Origin of the sequence: Nocardioides sp. 31GB23 (assembly GCF_040012395.1) — a bacterium.
Lineage (GTDB): Bacteria > Actinomycetota > Actinomycetes > Propionibacteriales > Nocardioidaceae > Nocardioides > Nocardioides salarius.
This window is the reverse complement of record NZ_JBDYKJ010000057.1, coordinates 12,927-32,486: the sequence shown is the minus strand read 5'-3', so window position 1 is coordinate 32,486 and position 19,560 is coordinate 12,927. Positions and strand designations below refer to the sequence as shown.

At 75.6% G+C, this 19,560-nt stretch carries 17 protein-coding genes; 8 read left to right on the top strand and 9 right to left on the bottom strand.

What is annotated here, in order from left to right; genetic code table 11:
- Window positions 1-107 precede the first annotated feature (107 nt).
- The 6 genes from ABKW28_RS16905 to ABKW28_RS16880 form a co-directional block, all read right to left on the bottom strand.
- Window positions 108-1,001 carry an ABC transporter permease gene (locus ABKW28_RS16905; RefSeq protein ID WP_348611717.1) on the bottom strand — a complete coding sequence of 298 codons (894 nt, stop codon included), beginning with the start codon at window positions 999-1,001 and terminating at the stop codon, window positions 108-110.
- A complete protein-coding gene (locus tag ABKW28_RS16900) occupies window positions 998-1,984 on the bottom strand; it encodes an ATP-binding cassette domain-containing protein (protein WP_348611714.1) in 987 nt (328 codons plus the stop codon). Before ABKW28_RS16900 ends, ABKW28_RS16905 begins: the two co-directional genes overlap by 4 nt.
- A 113-nt stretch (window positions 1,985-2,097) precedes the next feature.
- The gene (locus ABKW28_RS16895) at window positions 2,098-3,000 is read right to left on the bottom strand and encodes a sigma factor-like helix-turn-helix DNA-binding protein (RefSeq protein ID WP_348611711.1); all 903 of its coding nucleotides are present in this window, start codon (window positions 2,998-3,000) and stop codon (window positions 2,098-2,100) included.
- A 7-nt stretch (window positions 3,001-3,007) separates the two neighbouring features.
- Window positions 3,008-4,321: an MFS transporter gene (locus ABKW28_RS16890; RefSeq protein ID WP_348611708.1), complete on the bottom strand. Its 1,314-nt coding sequence runs from the start codon at window positions 4,319-4,321 to the stop codon at window positions 3,008-3,010.
- A gap of 11 nt (window positions 4,322-4,332) precedes the next feature.
- Window positions 4,333-4,725 (bottom strand): hypothetical protein, encoded by a 393-nt coding sequence (locus ABKW28_RS16885; RefSeq protein WP_193669434.1) that lies wholly within the window; start codon window positions 4,723-4,725, stop codon window positions 4,333-4,335.
- On the bottom strand, window positions 4,722-6,452 hold the full coding sequence (locus ABKW28_RS16880) for a carbon starvation protein A (RefSeq protein WP_193669435.1): 1,731 nt from the start codon (window positions 6,450-6,452) through the stop codon (window positions 4,722-4,724). Before ABKW28_RS16880 ends, ABKW28_RS16885 begins: the two co-directional genes overlap by 4 nt.
- Before the next feature lie 167 nt (window positions 6,453-6,619).
- On the opposite strand from ABKW28_RS16880, the gene ABKW28_RS16875 reads away from it, so the two are divergent.
- The 5 genes from ABKW28_RS16875 (at window position 6,620) to ABKW28_RS16855 (ending at window position 14,623) form a co-directional block, all read left to right on the top strand.
- On the top strand, window positions 6,620-7,435 hold the full coding sequence (locus tag ABKW28_RS16875; protein WP_348611705.1) for a hypothetical protein: 816 nt from the start codon (window positions 6,620-6,622) through the stop codon (window positions 7,433-7,435).
- A gap of 72 nt (window positions 7,436-7,507) precedes the next feature.
- Window positions 7,508-8,416 (top strand): ATP-binding cassette domain-containing protein, encoded by a 909-nt coding sequence (locus ABKW28_RS16870; protein WP_348611703.1) that lies wholly within the window; start codon window positions 7,508-7,510, stop codon window positions 8,414-8,416.
- Window positions 8,413-9,234 carry an ATP-binding cassette domain-containing protein gene (locus ABKW28_RS16865; RefSeq protein WP_348611700.1) on the top strand — a complete coding sequence of 274 codons (822 nt, stop codon included), beginning with the start codon at window positions 8,413-8,415 and terminating at the stop codon, window positions 9,232-9,234. The genes ABKW28_RS16870 and ABKW28_RS16865 overlap by 4 nt, the downstream gene beginning before the upstream one ends.
- Complete coding sequence (locus ABKW28_RS16860; protein ID WP_348611692.1) at window positions 9,231-11,564, top strand: FtsX-like permease family protein; 2,334 nt, start codon at window positions 9,231-9,233, stop codon at window positions 11,562-11,564. The genes ABKW28_RS16865 and ABKW28_RS16860 overlap by 4 nt, the downstream gene beginning before the upstream one ends.
- Entirely contained in the window at window positions 11,561-14,623 is a 3,063-nt protein-coding gene (locus ABKW28_RS16855; RefSeq protein ID WP_348611689.1) for an FtsX-like permease family protein, read from the top strand. Before ABKW28_RS16860 ends, ABKW28_RS16855 begins: the two co-directional genes overlap by 4 nt.
- Window positions 14,624-14,641: 18 nt before the next feature.
- On the opposite strand, the gene zwf is transcribed toward ABKW28_RS16855, so the two are convergent.
- On the bottom strand, window positions 14,642-16,072 hold the full coding sequence (gene zwf / locus ABKW28_RS16850; RefSeq protein WP_348611686.1) for a glucose-6-phosphate dehydrogenase: 1,431 nt from the start codon (window positions 16,070-16,072) through the stop codon (window positions 14,642-14,644).
- 114 nt (window positions 16,073-16,186) lie between these two features.
- On the opposite strand from zwf, the gene ABKW28_RS16845 reads away from it, so the two are divergent.
- The gene (locus tag ABKW28_RS16845; RefSeq protein WP_193669441.1) at window positions 16,187-16,369 is read left to right on the top strand and encodes a hypothetical protein; all 183 of its coding nucleotides are present in this window, start codon (window positions 16,187-16,189) and stop codon (window positions 16,367-16,369) included.
- A gap of 8 nt (window positions 16,370-16,377) precedes the next feature.
- Window positions 16,378-16,890 carry a DUF427 domain-containing protein gene (locus ABKW28_RS16840; RefSeq protein ID WP_348611683.1) on the top strand — a complete coding sequence of 171 codons (513 nt, stop codon included), beginning with the start codon at window positions 16,378-16,380 and terminating at the stop codon, window positions 16,888-16,890.
- Window positions 16,891-16,893: 3 nt separating this feature from the next.
- Here the strand turns inward: ABKW28_RS16840 and ABKW28_RS16835 are convergent, their stop codons facing one another.
- Both ABKW28_RS16835 and ABKW28_RS16830 read right to left on the bottom strand, forming a co-directional pair.
- Complete coding sequence (locus ABKW28_RS16835; RefSeq protein WP_348611680.1) at window positions 16,894-17,874, bottom strand: glycoside hydrolase family 6 protein; 981 nt, start codon at window positions 17,872-17,874, stop codon at window positions 16,894-16,896.
- Window positions 17,875-17,968: 94 nt separating this feature from the next.
- Window positions 17,969-18,832, bottom strand: a complete 864-nt coding sequence (locus ABKW28_RS16830; RefSeq protein ID WP_348611677.1) for an SDR family oxidoreductase — start codon at window positions 18,830-18,832, stop codon at window positions 17,969-17,971.
- Between the two features lie 98 nt (window positions 18,833-18,930).
- On the opposite strand from ABKW28_RS16830, the gene ABKW28_RS16825 reads away from it, so the two are divergent.
- Window positions 18,931-19,548 carry a TetR/AcrR family transcriptional regulator gene (locus tag ABKW28_RS16825; RefSeq protein ID WP_193669444.1) on the top strand — a complete coding sequence of 206 codons (618 nt, stop codon included), beginning with the start codon at window positions 18,931-18,933 and terminating at the stop codon, window positions 19,546-19,548.
- Window positions 19,549-19,560 lie beyond the last annotated feature (12 nt).

The window sequence follows — 19,560 nt, the reverse complement described above, 5'->3', positions numbered from 1 at the left end:
ATGCTCAACCTCGGCGGCCACCGGCCCACCCTCCCCGGGCGCACATGACCCACGGAAGAGACAGGAGAGCCACATTTGGGCCGGGTCAGCGGGAGGTTGGGGCCTGGTCAGGAGGAGGCGCGGGCGAACTGCCGGGTGGAGAGCGGCACGAAGACCGCGAGGATCAGCACCACCCAGCCCAGCGTGTAGAGCGCGGGGTGCTGCATCGACCAGGCGTCGGGCACCGGGGTCGAGGGGTCGACGTTGCCGAAGAGCTCGCGACTGGCCTGGGTCAGCGCCGAGACCGGGTTCCACAGCACGAACTGGCGCAGCACGCCGTCGAAGGAGCTCAGCGGCACGAACGCGTTGGAGACGAAGGTCAGCGGCATGATGACGATGAACGAGGCGTTGTTGATGACCTCGACCGAGGGCACCAGCAGGCCGACGTAGGCCATCACCCAGCTGATCGCGTAGGCGAAGAGCAGCAGCAGCGCGAAGCCGAGCAGGGCGTCGAAGGCGCCCTCGCGGATCCGCCAGCCGACCAGCAGCCCGGTCAGCGCCATGATGATCAGCGACAGCACGTTGTAGACGACGTCGGAGGTGGTGCGGCCCACCAGGACGGCGGCGTGCGACATCGGCAGCGACCGGAACCGGTCGATGATGCCCTTCTGCATGTCCTCGGCCAGTCCGGCGCCGGTGAAGGTGGCGCCGAAGACGACGGTCTGGGCGAAGATGCCGCCGATCAGGAACTCGCGGTAGCCTACCGCGCCCTCGGGGTCGATCGCGCCGCCGAAGACGAAGGCGAACAGCAGCACGAACATGATCGGGCTGATCAGCACGAAGATCAGCACCTCGGGCACGCGCTTGATCTTGACCAGGTTGCGCTTGGCGACGATCCAGCCGTCGGTCAGCGCGCGCACGACCCCGTGGGGCCGCTCCGGCACCGGGGTCGGCTCGGGCAGGCGCCCGGTCTCGGCGCCGGGAGTGGTGCCGGGAGTGCCGGGAGTGGTGGTGGTGCTCATCGCAGGGCCTCCTCGGCCGCGTCGGTGTTCTCGTCGGGGTCCTTCTCGGCGGCGTGGCCGGTCAGGCTCAGGAAGACGTCGTCGAGGGTGGGGCGGCGCAGGCCGATGTCGAGCACCTCGAGGCCCGCGGCCTCGAGGCCCTCGAGCACGTGGCGCAACGAGCGGACGCCGCCCTCGACGGCCGCGGTCAGCTCGCGCCCGTTCTCGGCGACGCCGACCTCGCCCACGGCCACCGCGCCCAGCAGCCGGACGGCCGCCTCGCGGTCGGAGGCGTGGGCCAGCACCACCTCGACGCGCTCGCCGCCGGTCTGCGACTTCAGCTCGTCGGCGGTGCCGCGCGCGATGGCGCGGCCGTGGTCGATGACCACGATGTCGTCGGCGAGCCGGTCGGCCTCCTCGAGGTACTGCGTGGTCAGCAGCAGCGTGGCGCCGTCGCGCACCAGCTCGCGGATGACGTCCCACATGCCGACCCGGCTGCGCGGGTCGAGCCCGGTCGTGGGCTCGTCGAGGATCAGCACCGGCGGCGCGGCCACCAGCGACCCGGCCAGGTCGAGGCGCCGGCGCATGCCGCCGGAGTAGGTCTTGGAGGGCCGGTCGCCGGCGTCGACGAGGTCGAAGCGCTCCAGCAGCTCGCGGGCCCGTGCGCGTGAGCGGCTGCGGCCCAGGCCGTAGAGGCGACCGACCATCTCGAGGTTCTCGAAGCCCGTCAGGTGCTCGTCGACCGCGGCGTACTGCCCCGAGAGGCCGATGCGCGCCCGCACCCCGTCGGGGTCGACGCGCACGTCGACGCCGGCCACGTGGGCGGTGCCCTCGTCGGGCTTGAGCAGGGTGGTCAGCACCCGCACCGCCGTGGTCTTGCCGGCGCCGTTGGGGCCCAGCAGGGCCAGCACCTGGCCCTCCGGCACCGCCAGGTCGAGCCCGGCGAGCGCCGTGACCTCCTTGTACCGCTTGACCAGGCCGTGGGCCTGGATCATGTCCACCATCAGTCGTCCTCTCCTGGGCCTCGCCCCTCGACCTTGCAGCCTAGGGACCGGCGCCGACAACCGAATTCATCGCCCCGGAGCGACCAGGCCGGGCCGGGAGGGGCTACGAGGGGCTACGAGGGGGGCGCCAGGTCCAGCAGCGGCAGCACGGCGGGGTCGGCGACCAGGTCGATCTCGTGGACCAGCGCGTCCTCGACGGTGAAGCCGACGACCATCCGCTCGGCCTCGTCCTCGCGCCACACCGCGGCGGCGTACCCGTCGAGCAGGGCGGGCCGCAGGTCGTGCACGTGCTCGGCGAGGTGCGCGGCGACCGCCTCGGGGCCCTCGACGATGGCCTCGGCGCCCAGGTCGATCGCGGCACCGTCGGCGCGCAGGCGGACCTCGGGGTGCAGGTCGGCCCGCAGCGCGGCGAGGTCGTGGGCGCCGGCGGCGGCGACGACGCGGCCCACGACGGCGCCCTGGCGGGCCCGGGCCCCCGAGCCGCCGTCGGCCGCCTCGTGGTCGCTGCCGGCGCGCACGGCGTGCCGGCCGCGGATCGCGAGCTCGCGCGCCGCGACGGGGGTGCGCCCCAGCGCCCCGGCGACGTCCTCGAAGTGCCAGTCGTAGAGGTCGTGCAGCACGAACGCGACCCGCTCGGCCGGGGCCAGCCGGTCGAGGGCGGCGAGCAGGTCGGCGCCGACCCCCTCGCGCAGGCCCGCCGGGTCGGCCTCGCCGGCCGGGTCGACGGGGTCGAACGGCTCGTCGAGGTCGACCGTCACCGGGTCACCGGCGCGCGCGGCCGGTCGCCGCTCGCGCAGCCGCACCATGCTGAGCCGGGACAGGGTCGTGCAGGCCCAGGTGCGCTCGTCGATCACGGAGCCGGGCCGGGCCTCGGCGAGCCGGCGCAGCGTCAGGGTGAGCACCTCGTCGGCAGCGCCCAGCGAGCCGAGCAGGCGGAAGGCCAGGGAGCGCAGGTACGCCGCCAGCTCGTCCGTCTCGCCGTGCTCGAGCAAGGGGGAGTCGCCGACCGAGTTCACCGGTCCATCATCCCTCATGCACTCCGTCACCGACCAGGGGTCCGGGAGGGGTGCGGGTGATCCGGTAGCGCACGAAGGAGGGCACCACCAGGGCGGCCACCACGGTGCCGACCACGACCAGCACACCTCCGCCCGCGGCGGCGGCACCGGCGCCGACCCCGGCGGCGGTGGCCCCGTGGAGCACGTCGGCGACCCGCGGCCCGCCGGCCACCACGACGATGAAGACGCCCTGCAGGCGCCCGCGCATCGCGTCGGTGGCGGCGCTCTGGAGCATCGAGGAGCGGAACGCCGCCGAGGCCATGTCGGCCGCGCCGCCGACGACCAGCATCAGCAGGGCCGCGACCAGCATCGGCGTGCGCCACTGCTCGGCGAGCAGCACGGCCAGCCCGAAGCCGGTCATCGCCACGCCCCAGACCAGGATGCACACCACCACCGCGAGCCCCTGCCGCGAGATCCGTGAGACCCAGCCGCTGAGCACCCCGCCCAGGACCGCGCCGGCCGGGATGGCGGCGAAGAGCAGCGCGAAGACCATCCCGCCCTCGTCGGGCCCGCCGAAGTCGACGACCGCGATCTCGGGGAACAGCGCCCGCGGCATCCCGAAGACCATCGCGATGATGTCGACGACGAAGGACATCAGCAGCACCGGCTGGGTGCGCAGGTAGGCGAAGCCGTCGACCACCGCGCGCAGCCCGGGCACCTGCGCCACCGCGCCCTCCACGGCCAGCGCCGGCAGCCGCACGACCGCGGCCAGGGTCGCGAAGAGGGTCAGGGTGTCGATCGCGTAGAGCCACGCGAAGCCGGTGAAGGGGATCGCGATGCCCGCGACCAGCGGACCGGCGATCGCCCCGGCCTGGAAGACGGTCATGTTGAGCGAGTTGGCCGCCGGCAGCAGCTCGGGGGGCAGCAGCCTGGGCAGCACCGCGCTGCGGGTGGGCTGGTTGACCGCGAAGAACCCCTGCTGAACCGCGAAGAGGCTCAGCAGCAGCCACACGTTGGTGGAGCCCATGAAGGCCTGCACGGCGAAGAGCCCGCTGGTCACGATCAGCCCGACGGTGGTGACCCGCAGGATGCTGCGCCGGTCGAAGACGTCGGCCAGCGCACCGCCGTACAGCCCGAAGACGACCAGCGGCACCAGGCCGAAGAGCCCGGTCAGGCCGACGTACGCCGAGCTGCCGGTGTCGGCGTAGATCTGCGCCGGCACCGCCACCACCGTCAGCTGGGCGCCGACGACGGTGATGATGTTGGCCACCCACAGGCGGCGGAAGTGGTCGTTGCGCAGCGGCCTCGTGTCGGCCACCAGGCCCCGCATCCGCTCCCTCACGGGCGCAGAACCTACGCCGTGGCCGCGCGCCTCACGACGGCGACCAGCTCGTCGGGCGCCAGGGTCTCGAGGTCGCCGACGCGCAGCCCGTCGACGAGCACGGAGCCGGCGCGGGTGGCGCCCAGCGCGCAGCGCACCGCGCCCAGCGTGCCGACGCGCGGGCGGGCGCGGCGCAGCACCGCGGGCAGCAGCCAGGCGGTGTTGGCGACGTCGACGACCTGCACGTCGAGGTCGGGCAGCTCACCGCGCAGCGCCCGGTACGCCGCCCCCACGGGGTCGCTCGAGGCGTCGTGCTCGTGCGGGCGCGAGGGCACCGGCCCGGCGCAGCAGCCGCCGCCGGAGCGGGCGTCGGTCCAGGGCCGCACCAGCACGACCCGCCCCACGGTGCCGGCGGTACGGCTCACCGCCGTTGCGGGCTGTCGTCGGGCACCGGCTCGTGCTCGCTGTCGGAGCCGGGACCGCTGGCCCGGCGCAGGGCGAGCGCGGCCTCGACGACCAGCCACACGGCCAGCACGAAGATGATCGCGTCGAGCGGGGCGAGCACCCACTGCCCGTCGTCGACGAAGTTGCGCAGGTTGACCACCAGCGCCCACGACGTCATCACCAGCAGGAACGCCAGCGGCACCAGCACGGCCACCGGGTTGCGCCCGCGCTGGACCACCCAGACCGCGACCACCGCGAGCGCGAGCCCGGCGGTGAGCTGGTTGGTGGTGCCGAAGAGCTGCCACAGCACCCCGAAGGTGTAGCCGGCCTCGCCGCCGCCGGGCAGCAGCGCCATCGCCAGCGGCACCACCACGGCCACGATGCCGGCCAGGGTCAGGTTGCGGGCCAGGCGCTGCCAGCCGAGCACCTCGGCGATCTCCTGCACGACGTAGCGCTGCAGCCGCACGCCGGTGTCCATGGTGGTCGCGGCGAAGGAGATGACCACGACGGCGGCGAAGATGACCGCGAGGTCGAGCGGCACGCCCAGGTTGTTGGCGAAGACCCCGACGCCGTTGACGAAGTTGCCCACGGCCCCGCCGGAGGCGGTGTCGAAGTCGGGGTAGAGCGCCGACCAGTCGGCGCGGGTGGCGGCGACGCCGGCGGTCACGGCCAGCAGCGCGCCGACGGCCAGCGCGCCCTCGCCGACCGCACCGAGGTAGCCGACGTGGCGCACGTCGGCCTCGTTGTCGATCTGCTTGGCGGTGGTGCCCGAGGCGACCAGGGAGTGGAAGCCCGAGATCGCACCGCAGGCGATGGTGATGAACAGGAACGGGAAGATCGACGGCGAGCCCTCGGGCACGTCGTTGACCAGGGGGGCCGCGATGGTGTTCCACCCGACCGCGATGCCGGCCACGATCACGCCGAGGGCGATGAAGAGCTGGTGGGAGTTGATGTAGTCGCGCGGCTGCAGCAGCACCCAGACCGGCAGGCGCGAGGCGATGAAGGCGTAGACGAACAGGATGACCACCCACACGTTGCGCGGGTTGTCGACGCCGAGCGCGTCGGCGAGCCCGGTCACCTCGATCGGCACCTGCAGGCCCACCCAGATCAGCGCGTAGAGCACCACGACGCCGATGAGCGAGGGCACCAGCGCCGCCGACCGGGAGCGGTAGATGTACTGCCCGATCCCGATCGCCAGGGGGATCTCGACGAAGATCGGGATCACCGCGCCCGGGTTGGCCACCAGCAGGTTGCCGATGACCACGGCGAAGACCGCGTTCACCAGGGTCAGCAGGAAGAAGATGATCAGCAGGAAGAGGGTGCGGGCCCGCTTGCTGATGACGTCGTGGGCGATGCTGCCGATGTTGCGGGCGCCGTGGCGCACCGAGACCGCCAGCGAGCCCATGTCGTGCACGCCGGCGGCGAAGATGGTGCCGACCACGATCCAGGCGAGCGCCGGGCCCCAGCCCCAGAACGCCGCGATCGCCGGGCCCACGATCGGGGCCGCGCCGGCCACCGAGGTGAAGTGGTGGCCGAAGACGACGTGCTTGTTGGTCGGCACGAAGTCGACGCCGTCGGAGAACTGGTGCGCCGGGGTCACGAAGGCCGCGTCGGTGCCGTAGACCCGGCGGGCCAGGTAGCTCGAGTAGTGGCGGTAGGCCAGGAAGAACAGCACGCCCACGGCGGCTGCGACGACGATGGCGGGCACGACGACTCCTCCTGGCCCGCCCGGGTGGACGAGGTGGTGCGTCGGGTGGTCGTCGAGACGCGCTGCGCCGGCGGCCACCCGAGTGGCGGGCCGGTCGACATCATGCTCTTTACCTGTGAGCGCTGTCACCCCCTGTCCGGGCGAGCGCTGCTGCCTACAGTGACACCGTGCCCGAAGTGCCCCCCGGTCCCGTACGCCGCGACCCTGACGTCGAGGCGGCCCTGCGCGCCGCGGTGGTCGCCGACGTGGCCTGGACGGTCGGGGGCCGGCCCCGGGTGCACGGCGTGCTGCCCCTGGTCGGCCCGGACGGGCCGGTGCTGGCGCTGCCCTGGTCCGAGCTCGAGACGGCCCGGTCGCTGGCCGCCGCCGGCCGGGTGCTGCTCTGCCTCAGCGAGCCGCAGGGCGCCGGGCGAGCCTGGCGGCCGCTGGCGGTGCGGGCGCGGACCCGGCTGGAGGAGGATCCCGAGGGCGACGTCTTCACCGCCACCCTGCTCGAGCAGGAGCTGCTGCGCTGGCCGCCGTCGCGCCTGCTGGCCGACTCGGTGCTGCTGCGCCGCGAGCACTGGTGGTGGCTGCCGCGCCTGCTGGTGCACCTGGAGGTGCTCGACGACTCGCCGCTCGGCGCGCGGGAGAGCCGGGAGGACCAGCTGCTGGTGGTGGCCGGTGACGGCGCGGGCGGCTGGCCGGAGGCCACGGTGACCGGCCCGGCCGGCGCGCTGCGCGGGCCGGCCCCCGCGCCCGGGCCCGCGCTGCTGCTGGGCCAGGAGCTGTCGTGGCCCGACCTCGAGCGGTGGGGACGGTGGAGCTGGCAGGGCCGCTGGGACGGCGCGCAGCTGCAGGTCGAGCAGGCTCCCGGGCCCACCGGCCTGCCCCCGGTGCCGGGGCTGCTGCGCCGTTGGCGGCGCCACCGCGCCCTCGAGCGGGCCTGCCGCGCCGGGCTCGCGGCCGAGCCGCCCGCGACCCCGCGAGTCACAGGTCCTTAACGAAGCGGCCCCGGTGTTGCGCCGCCGGTGACCGGTGGGGTCTGCTGTGCCGCGGACAAGGGAGGCGCAGACGTGGCAGTGCTCGAGCCGGGGGTCGACATCGGCGAGCTGGACCACCCCGGCGGCATCGGGGTGCGGTGCTCCGGCGTGGTGCACCTCTACCGCACCTTCGAGGGCCACGACGTCGTGGCGCTGCAGGGCGTCGACCTCGCGATCCGCCCCGGCGAGCGGGTCGCCTTCCTGGGCCCGTCGGGCTCGGGCAAGTCGACGCTGCTGACCCTGCTCGGCGGCATCCAGAAGCCGAGCGCCGGACGGATCTTCCTCGGCGAGCACGAGATCTCGCGGCTGCCCGAGCCGCAGCTGGCCCGGCTGCGCTCGCGCCGGGTCAGCACCATGCTGCAGGGCGCCACCCGCAACCTGCTCGCCTACGCCACCGCCCGCCAGAACATCGCCTTCGCCCGGCTCGCGCTCAGCGGGGCCGAGCGCCGGCAGGCCGTCCCCGAGACCGACCTGCTGGCCCGGGTGGGCCTCGCGGGCGTCGCCGACCAGGTCGTCTCCACGATGTCGGGCGGCCAGCGCCAGCGACTGGCCCTGGCCTGCGCGGTCTCCACCTCGCCGCAGCTGCTGCTCGCCGACGAGCCGACCAGCCAGCTCTCCCACGACGACCGCGACGCCGTGATCGGCCTGGTCCACGAGCTCGGCGACGAGCTCGGCACCACGATCGTGGTGGTCACCCACCAGCCCGAGGTCGCGGCCACCTTCCCGCGCACGGTGACCATGAAGGGCGGACGCGTGGGCCTCGAGGGCCGCGACGGCGCGGAGTACGTCGTGATCGGCGCCGAGGGCGTCGTGCACCTGCCCACCCACCTGGCCGAGCAGTGGCCGCAGGGCACGCTGGTGCGCATCGAGCCCGAGACCCATGACGACGACGAGCGCCTGGTCGTCTCGCGCCCGCCCGAGGAGCAGGGGGGCCGGCCGTGAGCGACGTGCACGTGCGCGGGGTGCGCTACGAGGTCGACCGACCGCTGCTGGCCGACATCGACCTGGTGCTGCGCGCCGGGGAGATGACCGCCCTGTCGGGCCCCAGCGGGTCGGGCAAGACCACCCTGCTCTCGATCGTCGGCGGGCTGCTCGAGCCCACCGCCGGCGAGGCGACGTACGACGGCGCGCCCACCTGGCGCGGCACCGGCGACCCGCGCCCCGAGGTGGCCTTCGTGCTGCAGGTCTACGGCCTGGTGCCGATCCTGTCGGCGCGCGAGAACGTCTCCGTGGCGCTGCGCGCCCGCGGCGTCGAGCCGGCCGCGGCCGACGAGCAGGCGGTCGCGGCGCTGGCCCGCTTCCACATCGCCGACCTCGCCGACCGCCAGGTCGAGGAGCTCTCGGGCGGGCAGATGCAGCGCGTGGCGCTGGCCCGCGGGCTGTGCGTGGGCGCCGGGGTGCTGCTCGCCGACGAGCCCACCAGCGAGCTCGACGAGGGCAACCGCGCCCTGGTGCTGGCCGAGCTGCGGCGCGAGGCCGAGCGCGGCGCGGTGGTGGTCGTGGCCACCCACGACCCCGCGGTCGTCGACGCCTGCGACGCCCACCACGCCCTCGACGACGGCCGGCTGGTCGACCACACCGAGCCGGTGCACCTGCCCGGCCATCCCGACCCGGCACCCGAGCCCGCACCCCAGCCCGGACCCCAGGCCGCACCGGAGCCGCACCAGCCGGAGCAGCGCGAGCCCGAGCAGCGCCGGCCCGAGCAGCACCCGGCCCCGGTCGACCACTCCGCCTTCCGGCGCCCGCCGGCCGGCCGGTGACCCGCGCCCTGACCCGCGACCTGGCCCGGACCCTGCGCGGGGCCTGGTCGCGCCGCGGCACCCTGGCGCCGCTGCTGGCGCTGACCACCGTCGTGGTCGCCGGCGTGGTGGCGGTGCTGGGCTTCTCCGAGGCCGCCGGCACCTCCGGCGCGCTGGCGGTGCCGCTGCTGCTGCTGGCGCTCGTGGCGCTGCCCACCACCGGACGCGAGCTGGCCGCGGCCCGGCGGGGCGAGATCGCGCTGGCCCGGCTGCGCGGCCTCGAGGGCGGCGAGCTCTACGTGCTGCTGGCGCTCGAGCCGCTGCTGGTGCTGGTCCTGGGCGGGCTGCTGGGCGGCGGCCTGGGGCTGCTGGTCGCCCACCTCAGCGCCTCCGCCTGGCTCACCGACCCCGCCGCCCTCGTGGGCACGGACGCCCTGGCGGCCGCGGTCCTGGTGGTGCTGGCCGGGCTCGTCGCGCTGCTGGTGGGCATGGGGGCGGCCCTGCGCGAGCCGCTGGCCGACCAGGTCGCGTCGGTCGCCAGGCCGCGGCGTACGACGCTCGCCTCCGCCTTCGCCCAGGTGCTGGTCGTCGTCGGTGCGGCGGTCGCGGTCTACCGCAGCTCGGTGACCCCGGCCGACGACGCGGGCGGGCCGGACCTCGTCGTGCTGGCCGGGCCGGCCCTGATCGGGCTGGCCGTCGGCGCCGCCGCGCTGTGGCTGCTGCGGCTGCTGGCCCGGCGGTGGGTGCGCCACCGGGGCCCGCGCGGCGGGCTGGCCGGCTTCCTGGCCGCCCGCCGCCTCGACCGGGTCGCCGGTGTGGCCGGCGCCGGGGGCGCGGTGCAGGTGCTGGTGGCCGCGGCCGTCGTGGCAGGCGTCGCGCTCACCGCCGCGATCCAGGTGGAGCAGTGGACCGAGCGCAGCGCCCGGCTGGTGGCCGGCGCCCCGCTGCGCATCGACCTCGAGACCGACGCCGAGCCCGCGCTCGAGCTGACCCGTCGCCTCGACCCCGACGGCCGCTGGCTGATGGCGGCGGTGCTGGTGCCCGGCGAGGGCAGCGTGCCCGCCCGCCGGGCCTTCCTGGACCTCTCGCGCCACGAGCGGGTGCTGGGCGGCTTCCACGACGACACGTCCGCCGCGGGGCTGGCCACGGTGGTCGACGAGCTGGTCGACGACGCGGTGGCCGGCAGCACCGGGCCGGTCGAGGGCACCGACGTGGTGGCCACCGTCAGCGGCGTGAGCCGCCGGCTCGAGGGGAGGGTGCGCCCGGAGGTCCTGCTCACCCTGCGCGACGCCGCCGGCGGCACGCGCCAGGTGCGGCTGCTGCTCGAGGTCGGTCTCGACGGCGCGCCCGCCACCGCCTCGGCCGAGGTGGGCTGCGCCGAGGGGTGCGAGCCGGTGGCGGTGACCCTGCAGCGCCGGGCCGACGACAGCCAGCTGCCCTGGACCCTCGACTCGCTGGTCCTCGGCGACCAGGACCTGCTCGAGCGCGGCTGGTCGCCGGCGCAGGAGACCCGCGGCGACCGCATCGGCGGTCCCGTGCCGGTCGCGGGCGGCCTGCTCGCGGTGACCTCGTCGACCCCGCTGGTCGCCGTGCCCGACCCCGGCTCCGCCGCCGTGCCGGTGCTGGCCACCCGCAGCGCCACCTGGGACGGCGAGCCGGTGCTCGACTCGCCCGGCGGGCTCGACCTGCCCGCGCAGGTCGTGGCCCGGGTGCCGGCGCTGCCGCTGGTGCAGGCCGACGGGGTGCTGGCCGACCTGCCGCGCGCACTCGTCGGCTCGCCACCGACCGTGCCGGTCGCCGAGGTGGCGCTGCTGGCTCGCGCCGACACCCCGCCGGCGGTGCTCGACGAGGTGCTCGACGAGACCGGGGGCGAGCTGCGGACCCTCGAGCAGGTGCGCGCCGGGCTCAGCGACGACACCGGGGCCGCGCAGGCCCGCGTCTACCTGCTGGTCGCCGGCTTCGGGCTGCTCGTCGCGCTGCTGGTCCTCGGCACCGCCGTGGCCCGCGAGCGGCCGGCCTGGCTGCGCGACGTCGCCGCCCTGCGCGTCGTGGGCCTCGACGTGCGCCGGGTCCGCGGCGCCGTCCGGCTCGAGGCCGCCGGCCTGGTCGTCGTCTCGGTGGGCGCCGCCCTGCTCGGCACCGCCGCCGGCGTGCTGTGGCTGCTCGGCGACCTGGCCCTGGTCGAGGTGCCCGACCACGCCGTCGCGCTGCGCACCTCCCTCGACCCGTTGCCGGTGCTCCTGCTGGGCCTCGTCGTGGCCGCGGTGGTGGCCCTGGTGGTCGGTCGCGGCCGGCGACCCTCCGCGGAGCGCTCGCGCCCGGCCGTCCTGCGCGAGGAGGCGGCGCGATGAGGACCCTGGTGGCCACGGTCGTGCGGGGCCTGCGCGCCCGGTTGCTGCTCTCGGTCGGCTCGGTGCTGCTGGTCGCGCTGGCCGTCGGCTCGGCCGTGCTCGGCCCGGTCTTCCAGGTCGCGGTGACCAACTCCTACCTGGTGACCCGCCTGGCCGACGCGCCCAACGCGCTCACCGGGCTCAGCTGGGTCCACGCCCCCGCGCCGGGCACCGGCCCGGTCGAGGCCGCCGCCGACGCCGTCGCGCTCGCCGAGCAGGCCGGCGCCGGCGCGGGCGGGGCCTACGTCGCCCCCCAGACCTTCGTGCGCACCGACGAGACGCCGGGCCTGGGCGGGCTGGTGCGGCTGGCCACCAAGGACGGCTACTGCGAGCACCTCGAGGTCGAGGGCCGCTGTCCGGCGGGGCCGCGCGAGGTGCTGATGCTCGCCGGCGACGCCGGGCTCACCGACTTCTCGGTCGGCTCCAGCTTCGACGTCGAGGGGGCCGGCACCCTCGAGGTGGTCGGCCTCTACCGGGTGCCGGGCCCGGAGGAGGCCGACTGGTGGTTCGACCTGTCGCGCTTCTCCTCCCGCACCCCCACGCCCGCGCCGAGCAACCAGCCCTACCGGCCGGCGCCGCTGCTCACCGGCGCCGACACCTTCGACCGGTTGTCGGGCGTCGGGTTCGAGGTGCTGGTCGACCGTCGCCTCGAGCCGCCCGCCGACCTCGACCTCGACGGGCTCGACGAGGTCCGCGCGGTCGCCGCCGCCCAGGACGACCTCGGCGCGCTCGACCTCGACGTCGCGCAGGGCACCTTCGAGACCCGCTCGATCAACGACATCGACGGGGTCGCCGCCGAGGTCCGCGCCCAGCAGGAGACCGCGCGCAGCTCCGTGGCGCCCGCCGTGCTCTCGCTGGTGCTGGTCGCGCTCGCGCTGCTGCTGCGCCTGCTCACCGCGGCCGCCGACCTGCGGCTGCCCGAGCTGGCGCTGGCCTCGCTGCGCGGGCTGCCGCGCCGCCGCATGTGGTCGCTGGGGCTCTCCGAGCCGCTGGTGCTGCTGGGCGTCGCGGTGCCCGCGGGCGCCGGGCTCGGCCTCGGGGTCTCGTGGCTGCTGGTCGAGGCGTGGCTGGTGCCGGGGCTGCCGGTGCCGCTGCCGTGGACCTCGGCCCTGGCCGGTCTCGGCGTCGGGCTCGGGGCCGCCCTGGTCGCGGTCGTCGCGGTCGGGCTGGTGCTGCGCGTCGACCTCGCCGCCCAGCTCAGCGGCGTACGCCGCCCGGTGCGGGCGCGCCGGGGAGCGGTGCTGGCCCAGCTCGCGCTGGTGGCCGCGGCCCTGGTGGTGCTGCTGAGCAAGCTGTCGAGCACCGGCCCGGGCGAGCCCGACGTCACCGACCTGGTGCTGCCGGTGCTGCTGGCGGTGGTCGCCGGCCTGGCCGGCGCCCGGGGCACCGCCGCGCTCGCCGGCTGGTGGACCCGGCGCGGGCCGCGCGACACCTCGCTGTCGACCTTCGTGGCCTCCCGCGCCCTGAGCCGGCGCCGCGAGGGCACCCTGGTGATCCTGCCGGTCACGGCCGCGATCGCCATCTGCGTCTTCGGGGCCGGCGTCTACGACTCCGCCGCGCAGTGGCGCGCCAGCGTGGCCGCCACCCGGGCGCCCGCGGCGGTCGTCTGGGCCTCCGACCTCTCGCTCGACCGCACGGTGGCGCTGACCCGCTCCGCCGACCCCGAGGGGCGGTGGCTGATGGCCGCCGGCACCCTGTCGAGCACCGGCCCGGTCTTCACCGTCGCCGACACCTCCCGGCTCGAGCGGGTGGCGCAGTGGTCGGAGCAGTGGACGCCGGGCATCTCCACCGGCGAGATCGCCGACCGGCTGCGCCCCCGCGGCGTCGTACCGGTGCTGGAGGGAGCACGGATCGGGGTCGAGGTCGACAACCGGGCCCGCTCGGGCGACGACCTGGTGCTGCGGCTGCGGCTGGTCACCGCCGAGGGCGAGGTCCGCTTCGCGTTCCTCCCGGTGGCACCGGGCACCGGCACCACCGAGACCCGGGTCGGTGCCTGCCGCGACGGCTGCCGCCTCGAGGGCCTGACCGTCGGCGGGCCCGCGGCGCTGCGGACCACGGTCGCGGGCACCATCGAGGTCCGCGACGTGCTCGTCGACGGCGAGCCGGTCGAGGGCGCCGTCAGCGGCGCCGGCTGGGGCGTCTCGCCCGACGCCTCCGCACCCGAGGCGGTCACCCGGCTCAGCGACGAGGGCGGCGTGCTGCGCATCGAGGCCGCCGCCGACGAGCCCGCCATCCTCCAGCTCACCGCGGGCGACCTGCCCGCGGCCCTGCCGGTCGTCAAGGGCGTCGACGCCCGCACCGAGCCCGACCCCAACGCCTTCTCGACCAGCTCGCCGCTGAGCTTCCCGGTCGACCCGGTCGTGGAGGCCGCCAGCGTGCCGCTGCTGGGCCCGCGCGGGCTGCTGATCGACTACGAGATGGTCAGCATCGACCGCGAGGTCTACGACCAGGACTCCTCCGAGGTGGTGGTGCTCGCCCGCGCCGACACCCCCGAGGCGGTCGCCGACGAGCTGCGCGCCGCCGGCCTGGCCCGCGACCGCACCTACGCCGAGGTGCGCGACGGGCTCGACGGGCTCGACGGAGAGGCCTACGCCCTGACCCTGCGGCTCTACGCCGTGGTGGCCGTGCTGGTGCTGGTGATGGCGGTGGCCGCGCTGGGGGTCAGCACCGCGGTCCAGCTGCCGTCGCGCCGCAGCGACGCCGCCTCGCTGCGGGTGGTCGGGGTCTCGCGGCGCGAGGTGGTGCGGGCGGTGCTCCTCGAGCTGTGCGTGGTGCTCGGCAGCACCGCCGTGGCGGGGCTGCTGGCCGGCGCGCTGGCGCAGTACGTCGTGCTGCGCACGGTGACGCTGGGCTACGCCGAGACGCTGTCGACCCCCGCGCTCGTCGCCGGCGTCGACCCGGCGCGCCTGGCGCTGCTGGCGCTGGTGACCGCGGCGCTCTTCGGCGCGGTCGCGGTGGCCAGCGCGGTGCTCACCGTGCGCGGCGCCCGCGGCGCCACGCTGCGCGAGAACGCCCGCTGAGCCGCCCGGTCGCGGCGCTCAGCGGCCGAGGTACCAACCGCCGCTGGGCAGGTCGAGGGCGGCCTGCGGGCCCCACGAGCCCTGGGCGTAGGGGTGCACCTCGGGGGCGGCGTCGAGCACCGGTTGGGCGACCTCCCAGATCCGCTCGACCTCGTCGGAGCGGGTGAACAGGGTGCGGTCGTCGCGCAGCACGTCGAGCAGCAGCCGCTCGTAGGCCTCCAGCGGGTCGCCCTCGTCGACGTCGTCGGCGAAGTCCAGGCTCATCGTGGCCTTGACCAGGTCCATGTCGGGCCCGGGCTTCTTGGCCTGCAGGTCGACGTGCACCCGCGGGTCGTCGGTCAGCTCGAGCACCAGCTCGTTGCAGGCCACCGAGCCGTTGAAGATCTCGGTGTGCGGGGTGCGGAAGCGCAGCGTGATCGTGCGCCGGCCCTGGGCCAGCGCCTTGCCGGTGCGCAGGTAGAACGGCACGTCGCGCCAGCGGTCGTTGTCGATCCACGCCTCCAGCGCCACGAACGTCTCCACGTCGGAGTCGTCGGCGACGTCCTCGTCGTCGCGGTAGCCCTCGAACTGGCCCAGCACCACCCGCGCGGGGTCGAGGGGCCGCATCGCGGCGAAGACGGCCGACTTCGCGTCGCGCAGCTCGTCGGCGTCGAAGCGGCGGGCCTCCTCGAGGGCCACCAGGCCCAGCAGCTGGGCCAGGTGGGTCGAGATCATGTCGCGCAGCGCGCCGGTGGACTCGTAGAAGCTGCCGCGGCCCTCGAGCCCCAGGTCCTCGGGCACGTCGATCTGCACCGACTCGATGTGGTGGCGGTTCCACGCCGGTTCGAAGAGACCGTTGGCGAAGCGCAGCGCGAGGATGTTCTGGGCCGCCTCCTTGCCCAGGAAGTGGTCGATGCGGAAGACCTGCTCCTCCTCGACGACGTCCTTGAGCGCCGCGTCGAGCTCGCGGGCGGAGTCGAGGTCGAGACCGAAGGGCTTCTCGACCACCAGGCGGGCCCGCTCGTGCAGGCCCTCCCGGCCGAGCATCGCGATCATCGAGGTCATCACCGCCGGCGGCACCGACAGGTAGACGAGCCGGCGGACCCGGCTCGTGTCGTCACCGCCCAGGCGCTCCTCGGCCTCGCGCACGGCCGCGGCCAGGTCGGCGCCGTCGTCGGCGTCGGAGGTGCAGAAGGAGACCCGCTCGAGCAGGGCGCCCGCCACGTCGTCGTCGAGGTCGTCGACCCCCTCCTGCAGCGCCTCGCGCACCTGCTGGCGGAAGTCGTCGTCGCTGCCGGGGGAGTGCCGCCCGCTGCCGATGACGGCGTACTGCTCGGGCAGGCGGCCCTGGGCGGCCAGCCGGTAGAGGCCCGGGAAGAGCTTGCGGGCGGCCAGGTCGCCGGTGGCGCCGAAGAGCACCAGGACGTGCGGGGCGAGGTACTCGGTGGGCGCGCTGCTGGAGTGGGTCACCCGTCATGCCTACCGGGTCGCCGAGGGGCACCCTCCATCCCCAAGGGTGGGGACCTGGGTGAAGGATCGCGGCCACGACTCCCCTCACCCCTTCTGGCCTGGCACGATGTCTGCATGACGCTCGACACACGGCAGGCCGCGGAGGCCATCGAGGAGTACTTCGGCAGCGACGTGCTGACCGACGAGCCCACCTGGGCCGGCGTGCTCATCGACCACGCCCCCGAGGCCTACGAGAGCGCCGAGGACCTCACCACCGCGCTCGACCTGATGCACCTGCGCCCCGGGGCCGAGCACTGACGGGCCGCGTGCGCCCCCGACCGGAGAAGCCCGGCCCCGGCCAGGAGTCGGTGTGGGACTACCCGCGCCCCCCGGCCCTGGACGAGTCCTCCGAGAGCGTCGAGGTCGAGCTGGGCGGCGTCGTGGTGGCGCGCACCACGCGGTCGTGGCGGGTGCTGGAGACCAGCCACCCGCCCACCTACTACCTGCCGCGCGAGGCCTTCGTCGACGGTGCGCTGCGCCCGACGGAGGGCTCCTCGGCGTGCGAGTGGAAGGGGCGGGCGGCCTACTTCGACCTGGTCGGCGGCCCGGGACCCGACGGCCGCCCGATCGTCGCCGAGCGGGCCGCGTGGACCTACCCGACCCCGACACCGGCCTTCGCGGCACTGGCCGACGCGGTCGCGGTGACCCCGCTGGGCGTGGACGCCTGCCGGGTCGACGGCGAGCTGGTGACCGCCCAGGAGGGCGGCTTCTACGGCGGCTGGATCACCAGCCGCGTGGTCGGCCCCTTCAAGGGGATCCCGGGCTCCTGGGGCTGGTGAGCCTCAGCAGCCGGGGCCCGGGTCGGCGCGGCCCAGCAGCCGGTCGGCCAGCAGGTCGCACCACTGGCCCGAGGAGGGCCCGCCGTTGACCGGACCGTCCGACTCGCCCGGGTGCTTGACCCACAGGGTGCCGTCGAAACGACCGTCGAACCGCAGCCGCGGTGCCTTGCCCAGGCGGGCCCAGGTCGGGTTGGTCACGTCGCCGTCGACCGGCTTGCGGGCCCCGTTGCGCGAGGTGTCCACCACGTAGCGCAGGCCCTTGACGCCGTCGCGGCGCAGCTCCCGCAGTAGGGTCTCGGCGTAGGCCTTCTCCTTGCCCAGGCGCCGGTAGTTGGCCACGTTGGTGCTGATTCCCCGACCCAGGCCGACCCCGGCCCTGCGCAGCAGCCGTGCGCGGTCGGCGTACGGGGTCCAGCCGGAGTGCGCGGCGTCGAGGTAGACCCAGGCGCCCGCGTTGTCGAGCCGGCGCACGGCGGCGCGCAGCAGCTTGAGGCGCTGGCGGCCGTTGGCGCACTCGTCGTGGCCGTAGAAGCCGATGGCGTCGGGCTCGACGACCACGAGCGGCTTGCTGCCCCGGATGCCGGCCGCCACCTGGGCGACCCAGTCCTTGTAGGCGTCGCCGCCGGGAAGGCCGCCCGAGGAGTGCAGGCCGCAGTCGCGGTCGGGGATGGCGTAGACCACGAGCATCGGCGTCTTGCCGGCCTGCGCGGCGCGCGAGGTGTAGGCGCGCACCACGTCGGCGACCTGGTCGCGGGGGTAGTACTCGTTGGAGAGCCACAGCGCCTGGGCCCGCTTGGCGATGCCGGCGTACGCCGGGCCCTGCTGGGCGGCCGGCATCAACGGGTCGACGAAGAGCCCCTGGGTGCGGCGCGGGTCGCGCTCGGCCACGGCCGGCGCGTCGGCCGTGGCCTGGGTCGGGAGGCCGGTCAGCGCGAGCCCGGCCGCGACCAGGAGCGCCACGCACCGGGAGCGGGAGGAGGCCACGAGCCCAGGGTACGGAGGTTGCCGGCTGCAGGAGGTCGGTTCGGGCCGACTCGGTGCGAAGTCCGGGCCGGGTCGGTGCGAGATCCGGGCCGGGTCAGCGACCGGCGCGGCGCTCGTAGTCGGCCCGGGCGCCGGTGTCGACGTGGGTCAGGGTGGCGTCGGCGCCCAGGGCGTGGCTCAGCAGGTCGCGGGCGCGGCGGGGCAGCGCGTTGGAGGTGTGGAACAGCGCCTTGGCGTAGCCGGGCACCCAGGTCTCGAAGCGGGGCCGGCGCACCACGTCGAGCACCGTGTCGGCGACCTCCTCGGGGGTGCAGGGGCGCATCCCCCGCGTGGCGTGCACGCCGGCGGCGAGCTCGGTGGCCACCACCGTCGGCAGCACGCACGAGACGTGCACGCCGTGCGGGGCCAGCTCGCCCCGCGCGGCCTCCGAGAAGCCGACCACCCCGAACTTGGACGCCGAGTAGACCGCGCCCCCCGCCAGCCCGACCCGGCCGACCGCCGAGGCGACGTTGACGACGTGGCCGCGGCCGCGCTCGACCATGCCGGGCGCCACCAGGCGGGTGCCGGTCACGACGGCGCGCAGGTTGACCGCGATCGTGGTGTCGATGCTGGCCTCGCCCTGCTCGAGCAGCGGGCCCAGCGGCATGATCCCGGCGTTGTTGACCAGCACCTCGACCGGGCCCCAGGCCTCGGCCTCGGCGACCAGGGCGGCGTACGACGCCCGGTCGGTGACGTCGACGTGGACGGCCCGCACGCGGCCGGGGTCGCCGACGGCCGCGCCGATCGCCAGCGCGGCCTCCCGGGCCGCCTCGGTGTCGAGGTCGCCGACGAGCACGCGGGCGCCGGCCTCGGCGAAGCGGGCGGCGGTGGCGCGGCCGATGCCGCGCGCGGCGCCGGTGACGACGACGACCCGGTCGCGGACGGTGGGCAGGTCGGGGTGACGAGGAGAGGAGGGCACGGGCCGATCCTGATTCAGGCAGGACGTCCTGTCAATATTCTGCTCGGGCAGCCGGGCGGGTGACGAGAGCCGGCGCCGGCTCGTGGCACCATGCCCCCATGGCCGTCAAGGCGGGTCGCTACCGCGGGCAGAGTGCCCAGGAACGCGTCGCCGCGCGCCGCGAGCAGCTCGTGGCCGCCGCCCTCGAGGTCTGGGCCCGCGTCGACGGCCCCCCGGTGACGATGACCCGCATCTGCAACGAGGCCGGCCTGACCGAGCGCTACTTCTACGAGCAGTTCGCCAACCTCGACGAGGCCCTCCTGGCCCTGCTCGGCGAGATCACCGACGAGATCCGCACCGTGGTCGACGAGGCCATCACCGGCACCGAGGGCGGCCCGGCCGAGCGGGTGCGCGCCGCCGTCACCGCCTTCGTGCACGTCATCACCGACGACCCGCGCAAGGGCCGGGTGGCGATCCTGCGCGCGGCCGCCCGCCCGACCCTCAGCGGCCCGCGCAGCGCGATGCTGCGCGGCTTCGGTGCGTACGCCGCCTCCGAGGCCGCCGCGCTCTACGGCACCGACGCGCTGCAGGGCCGCGACGGCGAGCTCGCCGGCCTGATGTTCATCGGCGGGGTGGAGAAGCTGGTCTCGGCCTGGCTCGAGGGCTCCATCGACGCCGGGCCCGACGACATCGTCGACGCCGCCACCCGCGCCTTCGACCGGTTGGGCCACAACTAGCGCGCCGCGCTC